Genomic DNA, 16,938 nt, shown 5'->3' with positions numbered 1-16,938 from the left:
CTTCATGAACAGCATCGCCGTCACCACCTGGTACCTGGAGCAGACGTCCCCGGGCGATCTCCTGCCCGCCGCCGCCCCCGAGGGCGACGTCCGGATCGTCCGTGCCGAGGTCCCCTCCCCGGAGTTCAGCCGCTTCCTGTACACCTCGGTCGGCGGCGACATCGCGTGGACGGACCGGCTCGGCTGGACCTACGCGCAGTGGCGGGAGTACCTGGAGCAGCAGGTCGTGGAGACGTGGGTGGCGTACGACCGCGGGACGCCCGCGGGGTTCGTGGAGTTGCACGCGCAGGACGACGGGGCGGTGGAGATCGCCTATTTCGGACTGCTCCCGGCGTTCCGCGGGCGGCGGATCGGGGGGCATCTGCTGGCGCAGGGCACCGCGCGGGCGTGGGACCTGGCGGACCGCCGGCCCGGGCGGCCCGCGACGAAGCGGGTGTGGGTCCACACGTGCAGCAAGGACGGCGAGTTCGCCATGGCCAACTACCAGCGGCGGGGCTTCGCGCTGTACTCCACCGAGGTGGCGGAGGAGCCCGCCGTGGCGACGCCGGGTCCGTGGCCGGGCGCACTGCCGGGGGCGTGACCCGCCACCCCGTTCGCCGCCCTTCCGTCACCCCTTCCGTCACCCTTCCGCCGCCCTCCCATCCCGGTATCCGGGACGCGCGTGTCCACTATGCGGAAGGTGGTGGACTGGCCGGAGATCCGCGTGACACGCTTCCGTCATGCCTGGAACTGGAATTGCCTTGGTGAGTCGGCGGCACGTCGACCTGGGCCGCATGTCCAGCGCCATCTGTCCGGCGAGCTGATCGAACCAGCACCGCCGCATCCCCCCTTCTTCCCTCCGCGTGCGCAATGACGCGCACGGCCTCCCGCATGCGCGCGTTTGCGCAGGTCAAAGCAGCTTTCCGCCTGCCCCGAAGGACATACCACCATGGCCACCACCCCGCAGAACCCTGGCGCGTCCGCGCCCCGCCGCAAGGTGAGCCGTCACCGCGGTGAGGGTCAGTGGGCCGCTGGTCACTTCACGCCGCTCAACGGCAACGAGCAGGCCAAGAAGGACGACGACGGTCTCAATGTGCGGACACGTGTTGAGACGATCTACTCCAAGCGCGGCTTCGACTCGATCGACCCCGGGGACCTGCGCGGGCGGATGCGCTGGTGGGGGCTGTACACCCAGCGGCGTCCCGGGATCGACGGCGGCCGGACCGCGGTGCTGGAGCCGGAGGAGCTGGACGACGAGTACTTCATGATGCGGGTGCGGATCGACGGCGGGCAGCTGACGACGCGGCAGTTGCGGGTGATCGGTGAGATCTCCCAGGAGTTCGCGCGCGGCACGGCGGACATCACCGACCGGCAGAACATCCAGTACCACTGGATCCGGATCGAGGACGTGCCCGAGATCTGGGAGCGGCTGGAGGCCGTCGGGCTGTCCACCACCGAGGCCTGCGGCGACGTGCCCCGGGTGGTCCTCGGCTCCCCCGTCGCGGGCATCGCCGAGGACGAGATCGTCGACGGCACCCCCGCCATCGAGGAGATCCACCGCCGGTTCATCGGCAACAAGGCCTTCTCGAACCTGCCCCGCAAGTTCAAGACCGCGATCTCCGGCTCGCCACTGCTGGACGTGGTGCACGAGATCAACGACGTCGCGTTCGTCGGCGTCGAACACCCCGAGCACGGGCCCGGGTTCGACCTGTGGGTCGGCGGCGGTCTGTCCACCAACCCGAAGATCGGCGTACGGCTCGGCGCCTGGGTGCCGCTGGCGGAGGTCCCGGACGTCTTCGAGGGCGTCCTCTCGATCTTCCGTGACTACGGCTACCGGCGGCTGCGCAACCGCGCCCGGCTGAAGTTCCTGGTCGCGGACTGGGGCGCGGAGAAGTTCCGGCAGGTACTTCAGGACGAGTACCTCAAGCGGGAGCTCCTCGACGGGCCCGCGCCCGCCCAGCCCCTGCAGCGCTGGCGCGACCACGTCGGCGTGCACCGGCAGAAGGACGGGCGGTTCTACGTCGGTTTCGCGCCCCGGGTGGGCCGCGTCGACGGCGCCACGCTGGCGAAGGTCGCCGACCTCGCCGAGACGCACGGCTCGGGCCGGGTCCGTACCACCGCCGAGCAGAAGATGATCGTCCTGGACGTGACGGAGGACCAGGTCGACTCCCTCGTCGACGGGCTGCGGGCGCTGGACCTGATCGTGCACCCCTCGCCGTTCCGGCGCGGCACGATGGCCTGCACCGGCATCGAGTTCTGCAAGCTCGCGATCGTCGAGACCAAGGCGCGCGGCAGCGCCCTGATCGACGAACTGGAGCGCCGCCTCCCGGACTTCGAGGAGCCGCTCACCATCAATCTCAACGGCTGCCCGAACGCGTGCGCCCGTATCCAGGTGGCGGACATCGGTCTCAAGGGTCAGCTGGTCCTCGACGACCAGGGCCGGCAGGTCGAGGGCTACCAGGTGCACCTGGGCGGCGCGCTCGGTCTTGAGGCCGGGTTCGGCCGCAAGGTGCGGGGCCTGAAGGTCACGTCGGACGAGCTGCCGGACTACATCGAGCGGGTGCTCAAGCGGTTCCAGGCAGAGCGCGAGGACGGCGAGCGGTTCGCGGCCTGGGCGGCCCGGGCGGACGAGGAGGCCCTGTCGTGAGCGAGCGCGCGGCCCCCTTCTACTGCCCCTACTGCGGCGACGAGGACCTTCGGCCGAGTGAAGCCTTGGAAGGCAGTCACGGGGCGTGGGAGTGCGCGGCGTGCAACCGGGCCTTCCGGCTGAACTTCCTCGGCCTGCTCGCGCGCGGCCTCCAGCGGGACGGCGACGGAGGGGACGACCGGATATGACAGCGGCTCACCAGCACCGTACGGACGACGAGTTGAAGGGCCTCGCCGAGCAGGCGGGCCGTGATCTGGAGGACGCCTCCGCGCTGGAGATCCTCCGGTGGGCGGCGGACACCTTCGGCAGCGGGTTCTGCGTGACCTCCTCGATGGAGGACGCGGTGGTCGCCCACCTCGCCTCCCGCGTGATGCCCGGCGTGGACGTGGTGTTCCTCGACACCGGCTACCACTTCCCGGAGACCATCGGCACCCGCGACGCGGTCGAGGCCGTGATGGACGTCAACGTCATCACGCTCACGCCGAAGCAGACGGTCGCCGAGCAGGACGCGGAGTACGGCCCGAAGCTGCACGACCACGACCCCGACCTGTGCTGCGGGCTGCGCAAGGTCCAGCCGCTTCAGGAGGGCCTCGGCGGCTACCAGGCCTGGGCGACCGGGCTGCGCCGCGACGAGTCCCCGACCCGGGCGAACACGCCGGTCGTCGGCTGGGACGACAGGCGCCGGAAGGTCAAGATCTCCCCGATCGCCCGCTGGACCGAGGAGGACGTGGACGCGTACGTGGCCGAACACGGCGTCCTGACCAACCCGTTGCTGATGGACGGCTACGCCTCGGTCGGCTGCGCCCCCTGCACCCGCCGGGTTCTCGAGGGCGAGGACGCGCGCGCCGGCCGCTGGGCGGGGCGCGGCAAAACCGAGTGCGGGCTGCACGGATGACGACCACCACCGAACTTCAGGAGAACCACGTGAGAACCGGAGCCACCGTCTGGCTCACGGGTCTGCCGAGTGCCGGCAAGACCACCATCGCGAACGAGCTGGCCGGCCGGCTGCGCGAGGAGGGCCACCGCGTCGAGGTGCTCGACGGCGACGAGATCCGCGAGTTCCTCTCGGCCGGGCTCGGCTTCAGCCGCGAGGACCGCCACACCAACGTGCGGCGCATCGGCTACCTCGCCGAACTGCTCGCCCGCAACGGCGTCAAGGCGCTCGTCCCGGTGATCGCGCCGTACGCGGACAGCCGGGAGGCGGTGCGGGGCCGACACGAGAAGGCCGGGACGCCGTACCTGGAGGTGCACGTGGCGACCCCCGTCGAGGTGTGCTCCGTCCGCGATGTGAAGGGTCTTTACGCCAGGCAGGCCGCAGGCGAGCTGACGGGGCTCACCGGGGTCGACGATCCCTACGAGCGGCCCGAGTCGCCCGATCTGCGGATCGAGTCGCAGCACCAGAGTGTGCAGGAGTCCGCGGCGTCGGTGTACGCCCTGCTCAGCGAGAGGGGACTGGCATGACGACCGTCGCGAGGACCGGGGAGGGCACCACGCCCGGGCGGCCGGACGGGCCGTACGCCCTCTCGCACCTGGACGCGCTGGAGTCCGAGGCGGTGCACATCTTCCGCGAGGTGGCGGGCGAGTTCGAGCGGCCGGTGATCCTCTTCTCCGGCGGCAAGGACTCCATCGTCATGCTGCATCTGGCGCTGAAGGCGTTCGCCCCGGCGGCGGTGCCCTTCTCGCTGCTGCATGTGGACACCGGACACAACTTCCCGGAGGTCCTTGAGTACCGGGACCGTGTGGTGGCCACACATGGGCTGCGCCTCCATGTGGCCTCCGTACAGGACTACATCGACCGGGGTGTGCTGAGGGAACGTCCCGACGGGACCCGCAACCCGCTGCAGACGCTGCCGCTCACCGAGAAGATCCAGAGCGAGCGGTTCGACGCGGTCTTCGGCGGCGGGCGGCGCGACGAGGAGAAGGCGCGGGCGAAGGAGCGGGTGTTCTCGCTGCGGGACGAGTTCTCGCAGTGGGACCCGCGCCGCCAGCGGCCCGAGCTGTGGAACCTGTACAACGGGCGGCACGCGCCCGGCGAGCACGTCCGCGTGTTCCCGCTGTCCAACTGGACCGAGCTGGACGTGTGGCAGTACATCGCCCGCGAGGGCATCGACCTGCCGCAGATCTACTTCGCGCACGAGCGTGAGGTGTTCAGGCGCGGCGGGATGTGGCTGACCGCGGGCGAGTGGGGTGGCCCTCGCGACAGTGAGGTCGTCGAGAAGCGGCAGGTGCGCTACCGGACCGTCGGCGACATGTCCTGCACGGGCGCCGTCGACTCCGACGCGACCACGCTGGACGCCGTCATCACCGAGATCGCCGCCTCCCGGCTCACCGAGCGCGGCGCCACGCGCGCCGACGACAAGCTCTCCGAGGCCGCCATGGAAGACCGCAAGCGCGAGGGGTACTTCTAGCCATGAGTACGACGCCGACCAGCACGCTCACGACCGAGGCGCTCTCGGACACCACCCTGCTGCGGTTCGCGACCGCCGGTTCCGTCGACGACGGCAAGTCCACGCTCGTGGGCCGGCTGCTGCACGACTCCAAGTCGGTCCTCACCGACCAGCTGGAGGCCGTGGAGCGGGCGTCCGCGAGCCGCGGCCAGGAGGCCCCGGACCTCGCGCTGCTCACCGACGGCCTGCGCGCCGAGCGCGAGCAGGGCATCACCATCGACGTGGCGTACCGCTACTTCGCCACCCCCCGGCGCCGGTTCATCCTGGCGGACACGCCCGGCCATGTGCAGTACACCCGCAACATGGTCACCGGCGCCTCCACCGCCGAGCTGACGGTCATCCTGGTCGACGCCCGCAACGGCGTCGTCGAGCAGACTCGCCGGCACGCGGCCATCGCCGCGCTGCTGCGCGTCCCGCACGTGGTCCTCGCCGTCAATAAGATGGACCTCGCCGGCTACGAGGAGTCCGTGTTCGCCGCCATCGCCGAGGAGTTCACGGCGTACGCCACCGAGCTGGGCGTCCCGGATGTCACCGCGATCCCGATCTCGGCGCTCGAGGGCGACAACGTGGTGGAGCCGTCGGCGCACATGGACTGGTACGGCGGCCCGACCGTCCTGGAGCACCTGGAGACCGTCCCGGTCAGCCACGACCTGGCGCACTGCCACGCGCGGCTGCCCGTGCAGTACGTGATCCGCCCGCAGAGCGCCGAGCACCCCGACTACCGGGGCTACGCGGGCCAGATCGCGGCCGGCTCCTTCCGTGTCGGCGACCCGGTCACGGTCCTGCCGTCCGGCCGTACGACGACGATCTCGGGCATCGACCTGCTCGGCACCCCGGTCGACGAGGCCTGGACGACGCAGTCGGTGACACTGCTGCTCACGGACGACATCGACGTCTCGCGCGGCGACCTCATCGTCCCCAGCAAGGACGCGCCCGCGACCACGCAGGACATCGAGGCGACCGTCTGCCATGTCGCCGACGCCCCGCTCACCGTCGGCCACCGGGTGCTGCTCAAGCACGGCACCCGCACGGTCAAGGCGATCGTCAAGGACATCCCGTCCCGGCTCACGCTGGCCGACCTGTCCCTGCACCCGCACCCCGAGCAGCTCGCCGCCAACGACATCGGCCGGGTGAAGATCCGTACCGCCGAGCCGCTGCCGGTCGACGCCTACGCCGACTCGCGCCGCACCGGCTCCTTCATCCTCATCGACCCCTCCGACGGCACCACGCTCACCGCGGGCATGGTCGGCGAGTCGTTCGCGGCGCCCGAGTCGGTCAAGGACGCGGCGGACGACGACGGTTGGGACTTCTGACCATGAACCCGACCGATTTCTACGCCACGTTCGCGAAGGAGGGCGGCCGCGTCGGCAGCGGCGCCCTCGGCAGCGGACAGGGCGGCGTGGCGCGATGTGCGCGCTGACGTACGCGCACCGCGTGCCCCCGTTCCGTATGCGACGAAGACCTCCCTTGCCGAACTCCCGGCCGCGGCCTCACAGGCCGTGACCGCCGGGCCAACGAGAGGAACACCTCCCGTGCCTGCCAACCGCCCGTCCCGCAGTACGCCGCTGCGCCACGGCCTCGCCGTGGTCGCCGCGCTCCCCCTCCTCGCGCTCACCGCCTGCGGTTACGGCTCCCAGGCCAAGGACGACACCGCCAACCAGAAGGTCGCCGCCGGGGCGAGGAAGACCGACGGTCTCGACACCGTGAAGATCGGCTACTTCGGCAACCTGACGCACGCGACCGCGCTGGTCGGCCGGCAGCAGGGCATCTTCCAGAAGGAACTCGGCGGCACCAAGGCCGAGTACGCCACCTTCAACGCGGGCCCGTCCGAGATCGAGGCGCTCAACTCCGGCTCGATCGACATCGGCTGGATCGGCCCCTCCCCGGCGATCAACGGCTACACCAAGTCCGGCGGCAAGAGCCTGAAGATCATCGGCGGTTCGGCCTCGGGCGGCGTGAAGCTCGTGGTCGACCCGAAGAAGATCAAGTCGCTGAAGGACATCAAGGGCAAGAAGATCGCAACGCCCCAGCTCGGCAACACACAGGACGTCGCGTTCCTCAACTGGGCCGCCGAGCAGGGCTGGAAGGTCGACGCGCAGAGCGGCAAGGGCGACGTCACGGTCGTCCGCAGCGACAACAAGGTGACCCCGGACGCCTTCAAGTCCGGTTCCGTGGACGGCGCGTGGGTGCCGGAGCCGACCGCGTCCAAGCTGGTCGCCGAGGGCGGCAAGGTGCTGCTCGACGAGTCGGCGCTGTGGCCCGACAAGAAGTTCGTGATCACCAACGTCATCGTGTCGCAGAAGTTCCTCAAGGAGCACCCGAAGGCCGTCGAGGCGGTGCTGAAGGCCTCCGTCGAGACCAACCGGTGGATCACCGCCCACCCGGACCGGGCGAAGGCGGCGGCGAACGACCAGCTCGCGTCGGACACCGGCAAGGCGCTCCCCGCGGACGTCCTGGACCCGGCCTGGAACTCGATCCGCATCACCGACGACCCGCTAGCCGCCACCCTCAAGACCGAGGCGGCGCACGCGGTCAAGGCCGGACTGCTCGACCGGCCGGACCTGAAGGGCATCTACGACCTCAGCCTCCTCAACAAGGTCCTCGAGTCCGGCGGCCGGGGACCGGTGGACGCCGCCGGTCTCGGCAGCAGCTGACCCCAACTCCCGTCCTTCTCCCAGGAGGTGACGACCATGGCCACGACCACGACCCTCGCCACGGCCGACGAGACGACCGCGGAGTCCGGCGCGTACGCGGCACGCCTGGAGCGGGTCTCGAAGTCGTATCCGACGCCGGGCGGGCAGCAGCTCGTCCTGGACGACATCAGCCTCGACGTCGCGCCCGGCGAGTTCGTCACCCTCCTGGGGGCCTCGGGCTGCGGCAAGTCGACCCTGCTGAACCTGGTCGCCGGTCTCGACAGGCCCAGCACGGGCTCGATCACGACCGACGGCCGCCCGGCCCTGATGTTCCAGGAGCACGCGCTCTTCCCGTGGCTGACCGCGGGCAAGAACATCGAACTCGCCCTGAAACTGCGGGGGGTGGCGAAGCCGGAGCGGCGCGGCCGGGCCGAGGAGCTGCTGGAGCTGGTCCGGCTGAAGGGCGCGTACGGCAAGCGCGTGCACGAGCTGTCCGGCGGCATGCGCCAGCGGGTGGCGATGGCGCGGGCGCTGGCCCAGGAGAGCGGCCTGCTGCTGATGGACGAGCCGTTCGCGGCCCTGGACGCCATCACCCGGGACGTGCTGCACGACGAGCTGACCCGCATCTGGGCGGAGACCGGGCTGTCCGTGCTGTTCGTGACGCACAACGTGCGCGAGGCGGTGCGGCTCGCGCAGCGGGTCGTGCTGCTGTCCTCGCGGCCGGGCCGGGTGGCCCGTGAGTGGGCGGTCGACATCCCGCAGCCGCGCCGCATCGAGGACGCGCCCGTCGCGGAGCTGTCCCTCGAGATCACCGAAGTCCTGCGTGGGGAGATCCGCCGCCATGGCCAGCACTGACACGAAGACCGCCGCGGAGGCGGCCCCCGAGAGCGCCGAGGACGCGGGCCGCGGGCAGGACGGCGCCAGCATCGGGGCGGGGCTCGACGCGCTGGAGGTGACCGCCACCGGCCGGCCGAGCCTGCGGCAGACGTTCGTCGGCAAGATCGTCCCGCCGGTCACCGCGATCCTCGTGGTGCTGGTGGTCTGGCAGGGGCTGATCTCCCTCAAGGTCGTCGACGACCCCACCAAGCTGCCCTCGCCGGCGGCGGTGTGGCACGCGGTCGAACAGGCCTGGCTCCAGGGCACCCTGCTCGGCTACATCTGGACGAGCGTCTCGCGCGGTCTGCTCGGCTTCTTCTTCGCGCTGCTCATCGGCACCCCGCTGGGTCTGCTGGTGGCCCGGGTGAAGTTCGTGCGCGCGGCCATCGGCCCGATCCTGTCCGGGCTCCAGTCGCTGCCGTCGGTGGCGTGGGTGCCGCCGGCCGTGATCTGGCTGGGCCTGAACAACTCGATGATGTACGCGGTGATCCTGCTCGGCGCCGTCCCGTCCATCGCCAACGGGCTGGTCTCCGGCGTCGATCAGGTGTCCCCGCTGTTCGTCCGCGCGGGCCGCACGATGGGCGCGACGGGGCTGAAGGGCGTACGGCACGTCACGCTGCCTGCGGCGATGCCGGGCTATGTGGCGGGTCTGAAGCAGGGCTGGGCGTTCTCGTGGCGCTCGCTGATGGCGGCGGAGATCATCGCGAACTTCCCCGATCTGGGCGTGGGCCTCGGCCAGTTGCTGGAGAACGGCCGCACGGCGAGCGACATGGCGATGGTGTTCGAGGCGATCCTGCTCATCCTGTTCGTCGGCATCGCCATCGACCTGCTGATCTTCAGCCCGCTGGAGCGCTGGGTGCTGCGCAGCCGCGGTCTGCTGGTGAGGAGCTGAACCACCATGCGTGCACCGGTCCTTCTCGTCATCGCCCACGGCAGCCGCGACCCGCGGCACGCCGCGACCGTGCACGCCCTCGTGCGCCGGGTGCGGTCCCTGCGGCCGGGGCTGCGCGTGGAGACCGGCTTCCTGGACTTCAACCTGCCTTCGGTACATGGGGTGTTGGAGTCCTTGGCGGCACAGGACGTACGGGACGTCGTAGCCCTCCCCCTCCTCCTGACCCGCGCGTTCCACGCGAAGTCCGACATCCCGGCGGTCCTGCGGGACGCCCCGGCCCGGCTGCGGATCCGGCAGGCGGAGGTGCTCGGCCCTTCGCCGCTGCTGCTGTCGGCGCTCGAACGCCGGTTGTACGAGGCGGGGTTGACGTCCGCCGACAAGTCCTCGACCGGGGTCGTGCTGGCCTCGGCGGGGTCCTCCGACCCGGAGGCGATCGCAGTGATCGCAGAAATCGCGCGGGAGTGGCGGCACACCGGATGGTGCGCCGTGCGACCTGCGTTCGCCTCCGCCTCCCTTCCCCGCACCGAGGACGCGGTGCGGGACCTGCGGGCCCTCGGCTGCGACCGGGTCGCGGTCGCGCCCTACGTCCTGGCCCCCGGCTTCCTCCCGGACCGCATCGCGCGTGGCGCGGCCGAGGCGGACGTCCTGGCGGACGTACTGGGCCCGGCTCCTGAAGTGGCGCGGGTGCTGCTGGAGCGGTACGACGCGGCACGGGTGCCGGTACTGGCGGCCATCGGGGCCTGAGAGCGCCTCGACCGGCGCCGGGAGCCCGTCTACGGACCGGCGCTCCCCGGTGACGTCGGTCCGCTGACGAGGGGGCGGGGCGGCACGTCGCTGTGGGCCTCGATGCCGGTTCAGTCGAAGGAGAGTCCGCCCGTGCGGGTGCGCTTGAGTTCGAAGAAGTCCGGGTGGTTGGCCAACACACGGAAGCTGTCGAAGAGTTCGGCGGCCGCGGCGCCGCGGGGAATGGCGCGGAGCACCGGGCCGAACCACACCGTTCCGTCGACGTGGACCGTGGGTGTGCCCACGTAGGCGCCCGACTCCGGCTCGGCACCCGCCTCGTGGCTGCGGCGCAGCGCGTCGTCGTAGGAGGGGTCGTGGGCGGCGTCCGCCAGGTCCGCCGGGAGTCCCAGTTCGGCGAGGGCGTCGGCGATCACGGCGTCGTAGTCCTTGATGCCGCGGTCGTGGATCCGGGTGCCGAGCGCGGTGTACAGGTCCCGCAGGATCTTCTCCCCGTGCCGCTCGGCGGCGGCCACGGCGACGCGCACCGGCCCGATGGACCGGTCGACCAGGTCGCGGTACCAGTCGGAGAGTTCGTTGCCGGTGTTGTGCAGGTACAGGCTCATCACGCGGAAGCGGAGGTCGAGCGGGCGCTCGCGCTCGACCTCCAGCAGCCAGCGGGAGGTGATCCAGGCGAAGGGGCAGGCGGGGTCGAAGAAGAGGTCGACGGCGGTCGTCTCGGTCTGCGTCATGCCGACGACGTTAGGTCGCCGACGGCCCGCGGTTCTGGTCCAATCCGGGGGCCTGTCAGTGGTCCACTTGGGGACTGGCAGGTCCAATTCGGGACTGCCAGGTCCAATTCGGGGACTGTCAGTGGTCCGCTTCGGCGTCGGCCAGCCGCATCAGCTCGTCGGCCGGCAGCGACCCGGCCGGGCGGTGCTCGCGCGCGAAGTGGTTGGCGAGCCGCTGGAGCAGGGCGTTCAGCGGCGTCGGTACGCCGCGCAGGCGGCCGAGGAGGACGACCTCGCGCCCCGCCTGGGCGAGCCGTCCTCCGACGGTGCCGCCGACCGCCCCTGCCCCGATGATGATGTAGCGCATGGGCCCGAGCCTCGCACACCCGCCGCGTCTGCGCGCTGCGGCTCAACCTGCCGTCATCTCCACCAGTTTGACGACCGTGTTCCAGTTGCGGCTGGTGGCGATCAGCCCCTTGGTGATCCGCGGCCGGGACAGGGCCTCGGCGAGCTTGGAGCGGCCGAGGCCGTCAGGGGCGTACAGGTAGAGGGCGTGGTCGCCGAGGCGGAACTCCTCGGGGAGATGGGCCGCCTGGTCGATGGCGGCGAAGCGCTCCGCGTCGACGGGGGCGGAGAAGTACGTGACGTGGAGCTGCTTGGGCGCCAGCTCGGCGGCCGGGAAGGGGCAGGCGTCGGCGACGGCCCTGAGGTAGGCGTGGTCGCGTACGAGCACGTCGACCGGGAAGCCGAAGTGCGCCTCGATGGCCTCCGTCAACTCCGCGGCGAGGGACTGCTCGTCGCCGCGGTCGGCGGTGAACACGGCTTGACCGCTCTGGAGATGGGTGCGTACGCCGTGATGGCCGAGGCCCTCCATGAGCCCCCGCAGCTCGGCCATCGGGACCTTCTTCTTGCCGCCCACGTTGATTCCGCGCAGCAGCGCCGCATACGTCGTCATCCGCACACCCTAGGGTGCGGCCGCCGTGCCCCGTGGGGGCGGGCGCGGCGGCCGCGGCCCGGCACGCCGGGTTGGCGAAACTCTGACCGATCGAACGGCCGCTCGGCAACCTCTTCACCCTGCTGTGACTTGTTCAACAAGGCGGCGCGATCGCCGTGTTGTGCTTGCCAGCCGGCCCCGGCTCCCCCCACTCCCTCAGCGCTGGTAGCGGGCGAGGACCAGGTTGCCGTCCCGTTCAAGGCGGCGGCGCAGCTCGGCGTCGCCGATCGCGCCGCTGTAGTACTCCTGGAGGGCCGGGGTGGCCACCTTGTCCTTCCACTCCGGGTAGCCGCGTACGGACTGGGCGGGCGCGGAGCGCAGGTGGGCCGCGAGGGCGGTGCCGGTGGCCCAGCCGTTCTTCGCGGTGTGCAGGGCCGGGTCCTTCAGGGCCTCGGTACCGGTGGGCAGCATCCAGTCGCCGAGGGCCAGCCGCACCATGTGGGGCGGCCGCAGCAGGAAGTCGACGAACGCGGCGGCCTCCTTCTTGTGCGGGCTGTCCGCGGCGACGGACAGGGTCTGCGGGCTGACGCCCTGGGTGAGCCCGCCGGCGCCGGCCGGCGCGGGCAGCACCTGCCAGTCGAAGCCCTTCGGCGCCTGCTGCACGATCTGCTGGCGGTAGGAGAAGCCCAGCGGGACCATCGCGTACTTGCCCGCGAAGAAGCCGGGCAGGGTGTCCGAGCCGCCGCTGCCGAGCGTCGAGCCGGGCGCGCTGCGGTCGGCGGCGACCTGGTCGTGGACCGTGCGCGGCACCACCTGGTCGGCCGCCCCGAAGCGCACGGCGACCTTGCCGTCCGCGCCCCGGTGGAAGAGCCGCCCGCCCACCGACAGCGACAGGTTGAGCGTCGCGGAGACGGGCTCCTTCAGTGGCCAGGCGACACCGTACTTGCCGTGCCCGCTGAGCCGTTTCGTCACCTTCCGGAACTCTCCCCAGCTCCACGGGTGTTGCGGCGTCGGTATCCGTACGCCGGACTCGCGCAGCCATGCCGTGTTGGCGATGAGCACCCGCGGCTCCTGGAGGAACGGCACGCCGTAGACACCCTTGCCGAAGGTGGCGGTCTCCCAGCTGCGCTCGGGTATCGCGGACTTGAGTCGTCGGGGCAGCAGGTGGGTGAGGTCGGCGAGGTAGCCCCCGTAGGCGAAGTCAGCGAGGTCGTCGGAGGCGTCGTGGATGACGTCCGGGGCCTCACCGCCCTCGAAGGAGGTGAGCAGCTGGTCGTGGACGCCGTCCCAACTGCCCTGGACGTACTCCACCTTGATGCCGGGGTGCGTGGCGTTCCACTCCTCGACCAGTTCCTTGTTGGCGGCGACGGACTCCTCCTGCCAGGCCAGGGACTGGAAGCGCAGGGTGATCGGGCCGTGGCCCTTCACCGCGCCGGAGGTGCATCCGGTGGCCAGGAGCAGGAGCACCAGGGCCAGCAGTCTCGTGGTCCGCATCAGCTCTTCACCGCCCCGGCGACCATGTCGCCCGTGATCCGTCGCTGGATGAACGCGAACACCACCAGCGAGGGCAGCGTCGCGAGGCAGGCGGCCGCGGCCAGCGGGCCGAGGTCCGCTACGCCCTCCGCGCCGATGAAGTGGGTGAGGACCACGGGCAGCGTCTGCTGGTCCGGGGTCTTCAGCAGCACCAGCGCGAAGAAGAACTCGTTCCACGCGGTGACGAACGCGAACAGCGCCGTCGCCGCGATCCCGGGCGCCAGCAGCGGCGCCGTCACCGACACCAGCGTGCGCAGCCGCCCGGCCCCGTCGACCGCCGCGGCCTCCTCCAGCTCCACGGGGACCGCCCGGACGTATCCGGTGAGCATCCACAGCGCGAACGGCAGCGCCCAGACGACGTAGACCAGGACCAGCCCGGACAGGGAGTCGATCAGCCGGAGGTTCTTCAGCACCAGGAACAGCGGGATGATCAGCAGCACGAACGGGAACGCCTGGCTGACCACGACCCAGCCGGAGGCGGCCCGCGAGAGCAGCGTGCGGCGGCGGGCGACGACGTACGCCATCGGGACGGCGATGAGCACGGCGACGACCGCGGCCCCGGCTGCCGTGAGCAGGGAGTTGAGCGCGGCGTGCAGCAGCGGCTGCTCGTCGAAGGCCTGCCGGAAGTTGGCCCACGTCGGATCATCTGGGATCCAGGTGGGGTGCAGGCTGCCCAGCTCGCGCGGTGACTTGAAGGCGATGGAGAGCAGCCACAGGAAGGGGAAGGCGAGGAAGACGAGATAGGCGAGCAGGGCCGTGTACTGGCCGAGCCGGCCGAGGCGTGCTCCGGTGCCGCGGGTCCTCATGCGTCCTCGCCTCCCCGCAGCCGGCCCACGAGGAAGACGGCGAGCAGTACCGAGATCACCGCGACCATCACGCATCCCATCGCCGCCGCGTAGCCGAACTGCCCGTAGCGGAAGGCCTCTTCGTAGGCGAACAGCATGGGCAGCCGGGTGTGTCCGCCGGGGCCGCCCTGGGTCAGGACGTAGACCAGGGCGAAGGAGTTGAAGTTCCAGATGAGGTTGAGGGCGGTGATGGCGAGCGCGACCGGTCTGAGCGCGGGCCAGGTGACCGTGCGGAAGCGGCGCCAGGGTCCCGCGCCGTCCACCGCGGCCGCCTCGTGCAGTTCGCGCGGGGTGTTCTGGAGGCCGGCGAGCAGGGCGACCGTGGTCTGCGGCATCCCGGCCCAGACGCCGACGACGATCACCGCGGGCAGGGCGGTGGCGAGCCCGCTGAGCCAGTCCCGGCCGTCGCCGAGACCCAGGTCGCGCAGGGCCTCGTTGAGGACGCCCGCGTCGGCGTTGTAGACCAGCCGCCACATGATGCCGACCACGACCTCGGGCATGGCCCAGGGGATGATCGCGAGGGCCCGGGCCAGCCAGCGCAGCCGCAGGTCCTGGTCGAGCAGGAGGGCGAGGCCGAGCGCCAGCAGGAACTGCGGCACCGTCACTCCGACCGCCCAGAGCAGCCCGATCCGGAACGACTCCCAGAACAGGGTGTCCCGGAGCAGATCCGTGAAGTTGAGGGCGCCGATCCACTGGGTGGACGCAGTGCGGCCGGACTGGGCGTCGGTGAAGGCCAGCAGGATGCCGTAGAGCAGCGGGCCGACGCTGAGCACGAGGATCGGGATCAGGGCGGGCAGCACCAGGAACCAGGCGCCGTGGCCGGTCGTGCGCCGGGGCCGGTCCGCGCTCGGCGCGTACGGCCGGGGCCGCCTCACTTCGCTCACCGACGTCACGGCATCAGCCCCTTCGCGCGGGCTCGGGCGGCCCGGTTGGCGTGCTCATGGTCGTCAAGGCCCGGCCGCTCGTCAAGGGACCGCACAGGGGTCCCGACCTGTGCGAATGCGACACTGGCCGAGGCATCAGGCCCACCGACACGGGACACGGAGGCGGACGGATGGACGAGGGACGGGCGCGGGACGTACTGGCCGCGGCAGGGGTGCTGCCCGGACCGGCGCGGGACGCGCGGCTCCTCGCCCTCGGCGAGAACGCGGTGTTCGCCGCCGGTGACCTGGTGGTCAAGGTGGGCCGCGACGCCGAACTGCTGGGCCGGGCGCGGCGGGAGCTGGCCGTCGCCGGCTGGCTGGCCGACGCGGACGTGCCGGCCGTGCGGGCGGCCGCGCCCGAGGCTCTGCTGGTGGACGGGCACCCGGTGACCGTGTGGCACCGGCTGCCCGACGCCGTGCGGCCCGCTGAGCCGCGGGATCTGGCCGAGCTGCTGCGGCTCGTGCACGTGCTTCCCTCCCCCTCCTTCGAGCTGCCGCCCCGCGAGCTGCTGGGCGGTGTCGAGCGCTGGCTGCGGCTCGCGGGCGACGCGATCGACCCCGCGGACGCGGCGTACCTGCGCGAGCGGCGCGACGGGTTCGCGGCGGCCGCGGCGGCGCTGACGCCCCAGCTGCCGCCGGGTGCGATCCACGGCGACGCGCTGCCCCGCAACGTGCACATCGGCCCGGACGGCCCGGTCCTGGTCGACCTGGAGACCGTCTCCGCCGACCTGCGCGAGCACGACCTGGTCGTCATGGCCCTGTCCCGCGACCGCTACGGCCTGCCCGCCGAGGCGTACGACGCCTTCACGCAGGCGTACGGCTGGGACGTGCGTGCGTGGGAGGGCTGTTCGGTGCTGCGGGGCGCCCGCGAGACGGCGAGCTGTGCCTGGGTCGCCCAGCACGCCCCGTCCAACCCCAAGGCGCTGGCGGAGTTCCGGCGCCGGGTGGCCTCGCTGCGGGACGGCGACGAGACGGTGCGCTGGTACCCGTTCTGATCCCCGGCTGCCGCAGCGGAGTTGGTCAGACCCGCTGCCCGGCCGTCTCCCGCAGCGGCCAGCGGCCGTCGACCACGGCGGCCGCGTCGCCCTTGCGGCGCAGGAAGCTCTGGAAGTCCGCCGCCCACTCGGCGTACCACTCGATCTGACGGCGGTGCAGCTCCGCCGGGCCGAGGGCCGCGACCTTGGGGTGGCGGTCGGCTATCGCGCAGGCCAGACGGGCCGCGGCGAGGGCGTCGGCCGAGGCGTCGTGGGCGGCATCGAGGACGACGCCGTACTCGGCGCAGACGGCCTCCAGGTTGCGCTTGCCCCGGCGGTAGCGGTCGACGCGGCGGTCGATGGTGTACGGGTCGAGGACCGGCGCGGGGTCGGTGCCGAGCCGCTCGGACAGCGACGGCAGCCCGTACCGCCGCAGTTCGGCGGAGAGCAGGGTGAGGTCGAAGGCGGCGTTGTAGGCGACGACGGGGACGCCCGCCTTCCAGTACGTGACCAGGACGTCCGCGATGGCGTCGGCGACCTGGTCGGCGGGGCGGCCCTCGGCCGCGGCGCGCTCGTTGCTGATGCCGTGCACGGCCACCGCGTCGGCCGGGATCTCCACGCCCGGATCCGCCAGCCAGTCCCGCTGCCCGAGGACCTGTCCGGCCCTGACCTCGATCACGGCGCCCGTGACGATGCGCGCCTTGCCCGGATCCGTCCCGGTCGTCTCCAGGTCGAAGCCGATCAGCAGCTCCCGGTGCCAGCCCATGGGTGTCCCCCTTCGTGGTGGTGCGTTCCCCCAGTGGT

At 71.8% G+C, this 16,938-nt stretch carries 19 protein-coding genes and 1 pseudogene; 13 read left to right on the top strand and 7 right to left on the bottom strand.

The genetic code is table 11. The features are described from left to right. The first annotated feature begins 4 nt into the window (after positions 1-4). From QFZ74_RS24870 to QFZ74_RS24820, 12 genes are all read left to right on the top strand, one after another. Complete coding sequence (locus tag QFZ74_RS24870) at positions 5-580, top strand: GNAT family N-acetyltransferase (RefSeq protein WP_307623048.1); 576 nt, start codon at positions 5-7, stop codon at positions 578-580. A gap of 139 nt (positions 581-719) precedes the next feature. Beyond that, positions 720-803, top strand: coding sequence for a putative leader peptide (locus QFZ74_RS30485; RefSeq protein WP_310739661.1), 84 nt, complete (start codon positions 720-722; stop codon positions 801-803). Between the two features lie 125 nt (positions 804-928). Then, positions 929-2,626, top strand: a complete 1,698-nt coding sequence (locus tag QFZ74_RS24865) for a nitrite/sulfite reductase (protein ID WP_307623047.1) — start codon at positions 929-931, stop codon at positions 2,624-2,626. After that, positions 2,623-2,814, top strand: a complete 192-nt coding sequence (locus tag QFZ74_RS24860) for a hypothetical protein (RefSeq protein ID WP_307623046.1) — start codon at positions 2,623-2,625, stop codon at positions 2,812-2,814. Before QFZ74_RS24865 ends, QFZ74_RS24860 begins: the two co-directional genes overlap by 4 nt. Further along, positions 2,811-3,521, top strand: a complete 711-nt coding sequence (locus QFZ74_RS24855; RefSeq protein WP_307623045.1) for a phosphoadenylyl-sulfate reductase — start codon at positions 2,811-2,813, stop codon at positions 3,519-3,521. Before QFZ74_RS24860 ends, QFZ74_RS24855 begins: the two co-directional genes overlap by 4 nt. Before the next feature lie 29 nt (positions 3,522-3,550). Then, positions 3,551-4,087 (top strand): adenylyl-sulfate kinase, encoded by a 537-nt coding sequence (cysC, locus tag QFZ74_RS24850; protein ID WP_307623044.1) that lies wholly within the window; start codon positions 3,551-3,553, stop codon positions 4,085-4,087. Next, complete coding sequence (gene cysD, locus QFZ74_RS24845; protein WP_307623043.1) at positions 4,084-5,034, top strand: sulfate adenylyltransferase subunit CysD; 951 nt, start codon at positions 4,084-4,086, stop codon at positions 5,032-5,034. Before cysC ends, cysD begins: the two co-directional genes overlap by 4 nt. A 2-nt stretch (positions 5,035-5,036) precedes the next feature. Beyond that, positions 5,037-6,386: a sulfate adenylyltransferase subunit 1 gene (locus QFZ74_RS24840; protein ID WP_307623042.1), complete on the top strand. Its 1,350-nt coding sequence runs from the start codon at positions 5,037-5,039 to the stop codon at positions 6,384-6,386. 219 nt (positions 6,387-6,605) lie between these two features. Then, positions 6,606-7,727 carry an aliphatic sulfonate ABC transporter substrate-binding protein gene (locus tag QFZ74_RS24835; RefSeq protein ID WP_307623041.1) on the top strand — a complete coding sequence of 374 codons (1,122 nt, stop codon included), beginning with the start codon at positions 6,606-6,608 and terminating at the stop codon, positions 7,725-7,727. Between the two features lie 36 nt (positions 7,728-7,763). Continuing rightward, positions 7,764-8,561, top strand: coding sequence for an ABC transporter ATP-binding protein (locus tag QFZ74_RS24830; RefSeq protein WP_307623040.1), 798 nt, complete (start codon positions 7,764-7,766; stop codon positions 8,559-8,561). Next, positions 8,548-9,474: an ABC transporter permease gene (locus QFZ74_RS24825; RefSeq protein WP_307623039.1), complete on the top strand. Its 927-nt coding sequence runs from the start codon at positions 8,548-8,550 to the stop codon at positions 9,472-9,474. Before QFZ74_RS24830 ends, QFZ74_RS24825 begins: the two co-directional genes overlap by 14 nt. 6 nt (positions 9,475-9,480) lie before the next feature. After that, the gene (locus tag QFZ74_RS24820; RefSeq protein ID WP_307623038.1) at positions 9,481-10,218 is read left to right on the top strand and encodes a sirohydrochlorin chelatase; all 738 of its coding nucleotides are present in this window, start codon (positions 9,481-9,483) and stop codon (positions 10,216-10,218) included. 110 nt (positions 10,219-10,328) lie between these two features. On the opposite strand, the gene QFZ74_RS24815 is transcribed toward QFZ74_RS24820, so the two are convergent. The 6 genes and pseudogenes from QFZ74_RS24815 to QFZ74_RS24790 all read right to left on the bottom strand — a co-directional run bounded on the left by QFZ74_RS24815 (position 10,329) and on the right by QFZ74_RS24790 (position 15,130). Beyond that, positions 10,329-10,946, bottom strand: a complete 618-nt coding sequence (locus QFZ74_RS24815) for a DsbA family protein (protein ID WP_307623037.1) — start codon at positions 10,944-10,946, stop codon at positions 10,329-10,331. Positions 10,947-11,064: 118 nt separating this feature from the next. Beyond that, positions 11,065-11,322, bottom strand: a pseudogene (locus QFZ74_RS24810) (2-dehydropantoate 2-reductase N-terminal domain-containing protein); the annotation flags it as partial. Positions 11,323-11,334: 12 nt separating this feature from the next. Then, positions 11,335-11,880, bottom strand: a complete 546-nt coding sequence (locus QFZ74_RS24805) for a DUF1697 domain-containing protein (protein ID WP_307623035.1) — start codon at positions 11,878-11,880, stop codon at positions 11,335-11,337. 195 nt (positions 11,881-12,075) lie between these two features. Next, positions 12,076-13,353, bottom strand: coding sequence for an ABC transporter substrate-binding protein (locus QFZ74_RS24800; protein ID WP_307623034.1), 1,278 nt, complete (start codon positions 13,351-13,353; stop codon positions 12,076-12,078). Then, positions 13,353-14,198 (bottom strand): carbohydrate ABC transporter permease, encoded by an 846-nt coding sequence (locus QFZ74_RS24795; RefSeq protein ID WP_307623033.1) that lies wholly within the window; start codon positions 14,196-14,198, stop codon positions 13,353-13,355. The genes QFZ74_RS24800 and QFZ74_RS24795 overlap by 1 nt, the downstream gene beginning before the upstream one ends. After that, positions 14,195-15,130: a carbohydrate ABC transporter permease gene (locus QFZ74_RS24790; RefSeq protein WP_307623032.1), complete on the bottom strand. Its 936-nt coding sequence runs from the start codon at positions 15,128-15,130 to the stop codon at positions 14,195-14,197. Before QFZ74_RS24790 ends, QFZ74_RS24795 begins: the two co-directional genes overlap by 4 nt. Positions 15,131-15,291: 161 nt before the next feature. On the opposite strand from QFZ74_RS24790, the gene QFZ74_RS24785 reads away from it, so the two are divergent. Next, on the top strand, positions 15,292-16,155 hold the full coding sequence (locus tag QFZ74_RS24785) for a phosphotransferase enzyme family protein (RefSeq protein WP_307623031.1): 864 nt from the start codon (positions 15,292-15,294) through the stop codon (positions 16,153-16,155). Positions 16,156-16,180: 25 nt separating this feature from the next. Here QFZ74_RS24785 and QFZ74_RS24780 read toward each other — a convergent pair whose 3' ends face one another. Beyond that, on the bottom strand, positions 16,181-16,900 hold the full coding sequence (locus QFZ74_RS24780) for a 3'-5' exonuclease (RefSeq protein ID WP_307623030.1): 720 nt from the start codon (positions 16,898-16,900) through the stop codon (positions 16,181-16,183). Positions 16,901-16,938: the final 38 nt, after the last annotated feature.

The sequence above is a fragment of the Streptomyces sp. V3I7 genome, assembly GCF_030817495.1.
GTDB lineage: Bacteria > Actinomycetota > Actinomycetes > Streptomycetales > Streptomycetaceae > Streptomyces.
This window is presented reverse-complemented; position numbering and strand designations above follow the sequence as displayed.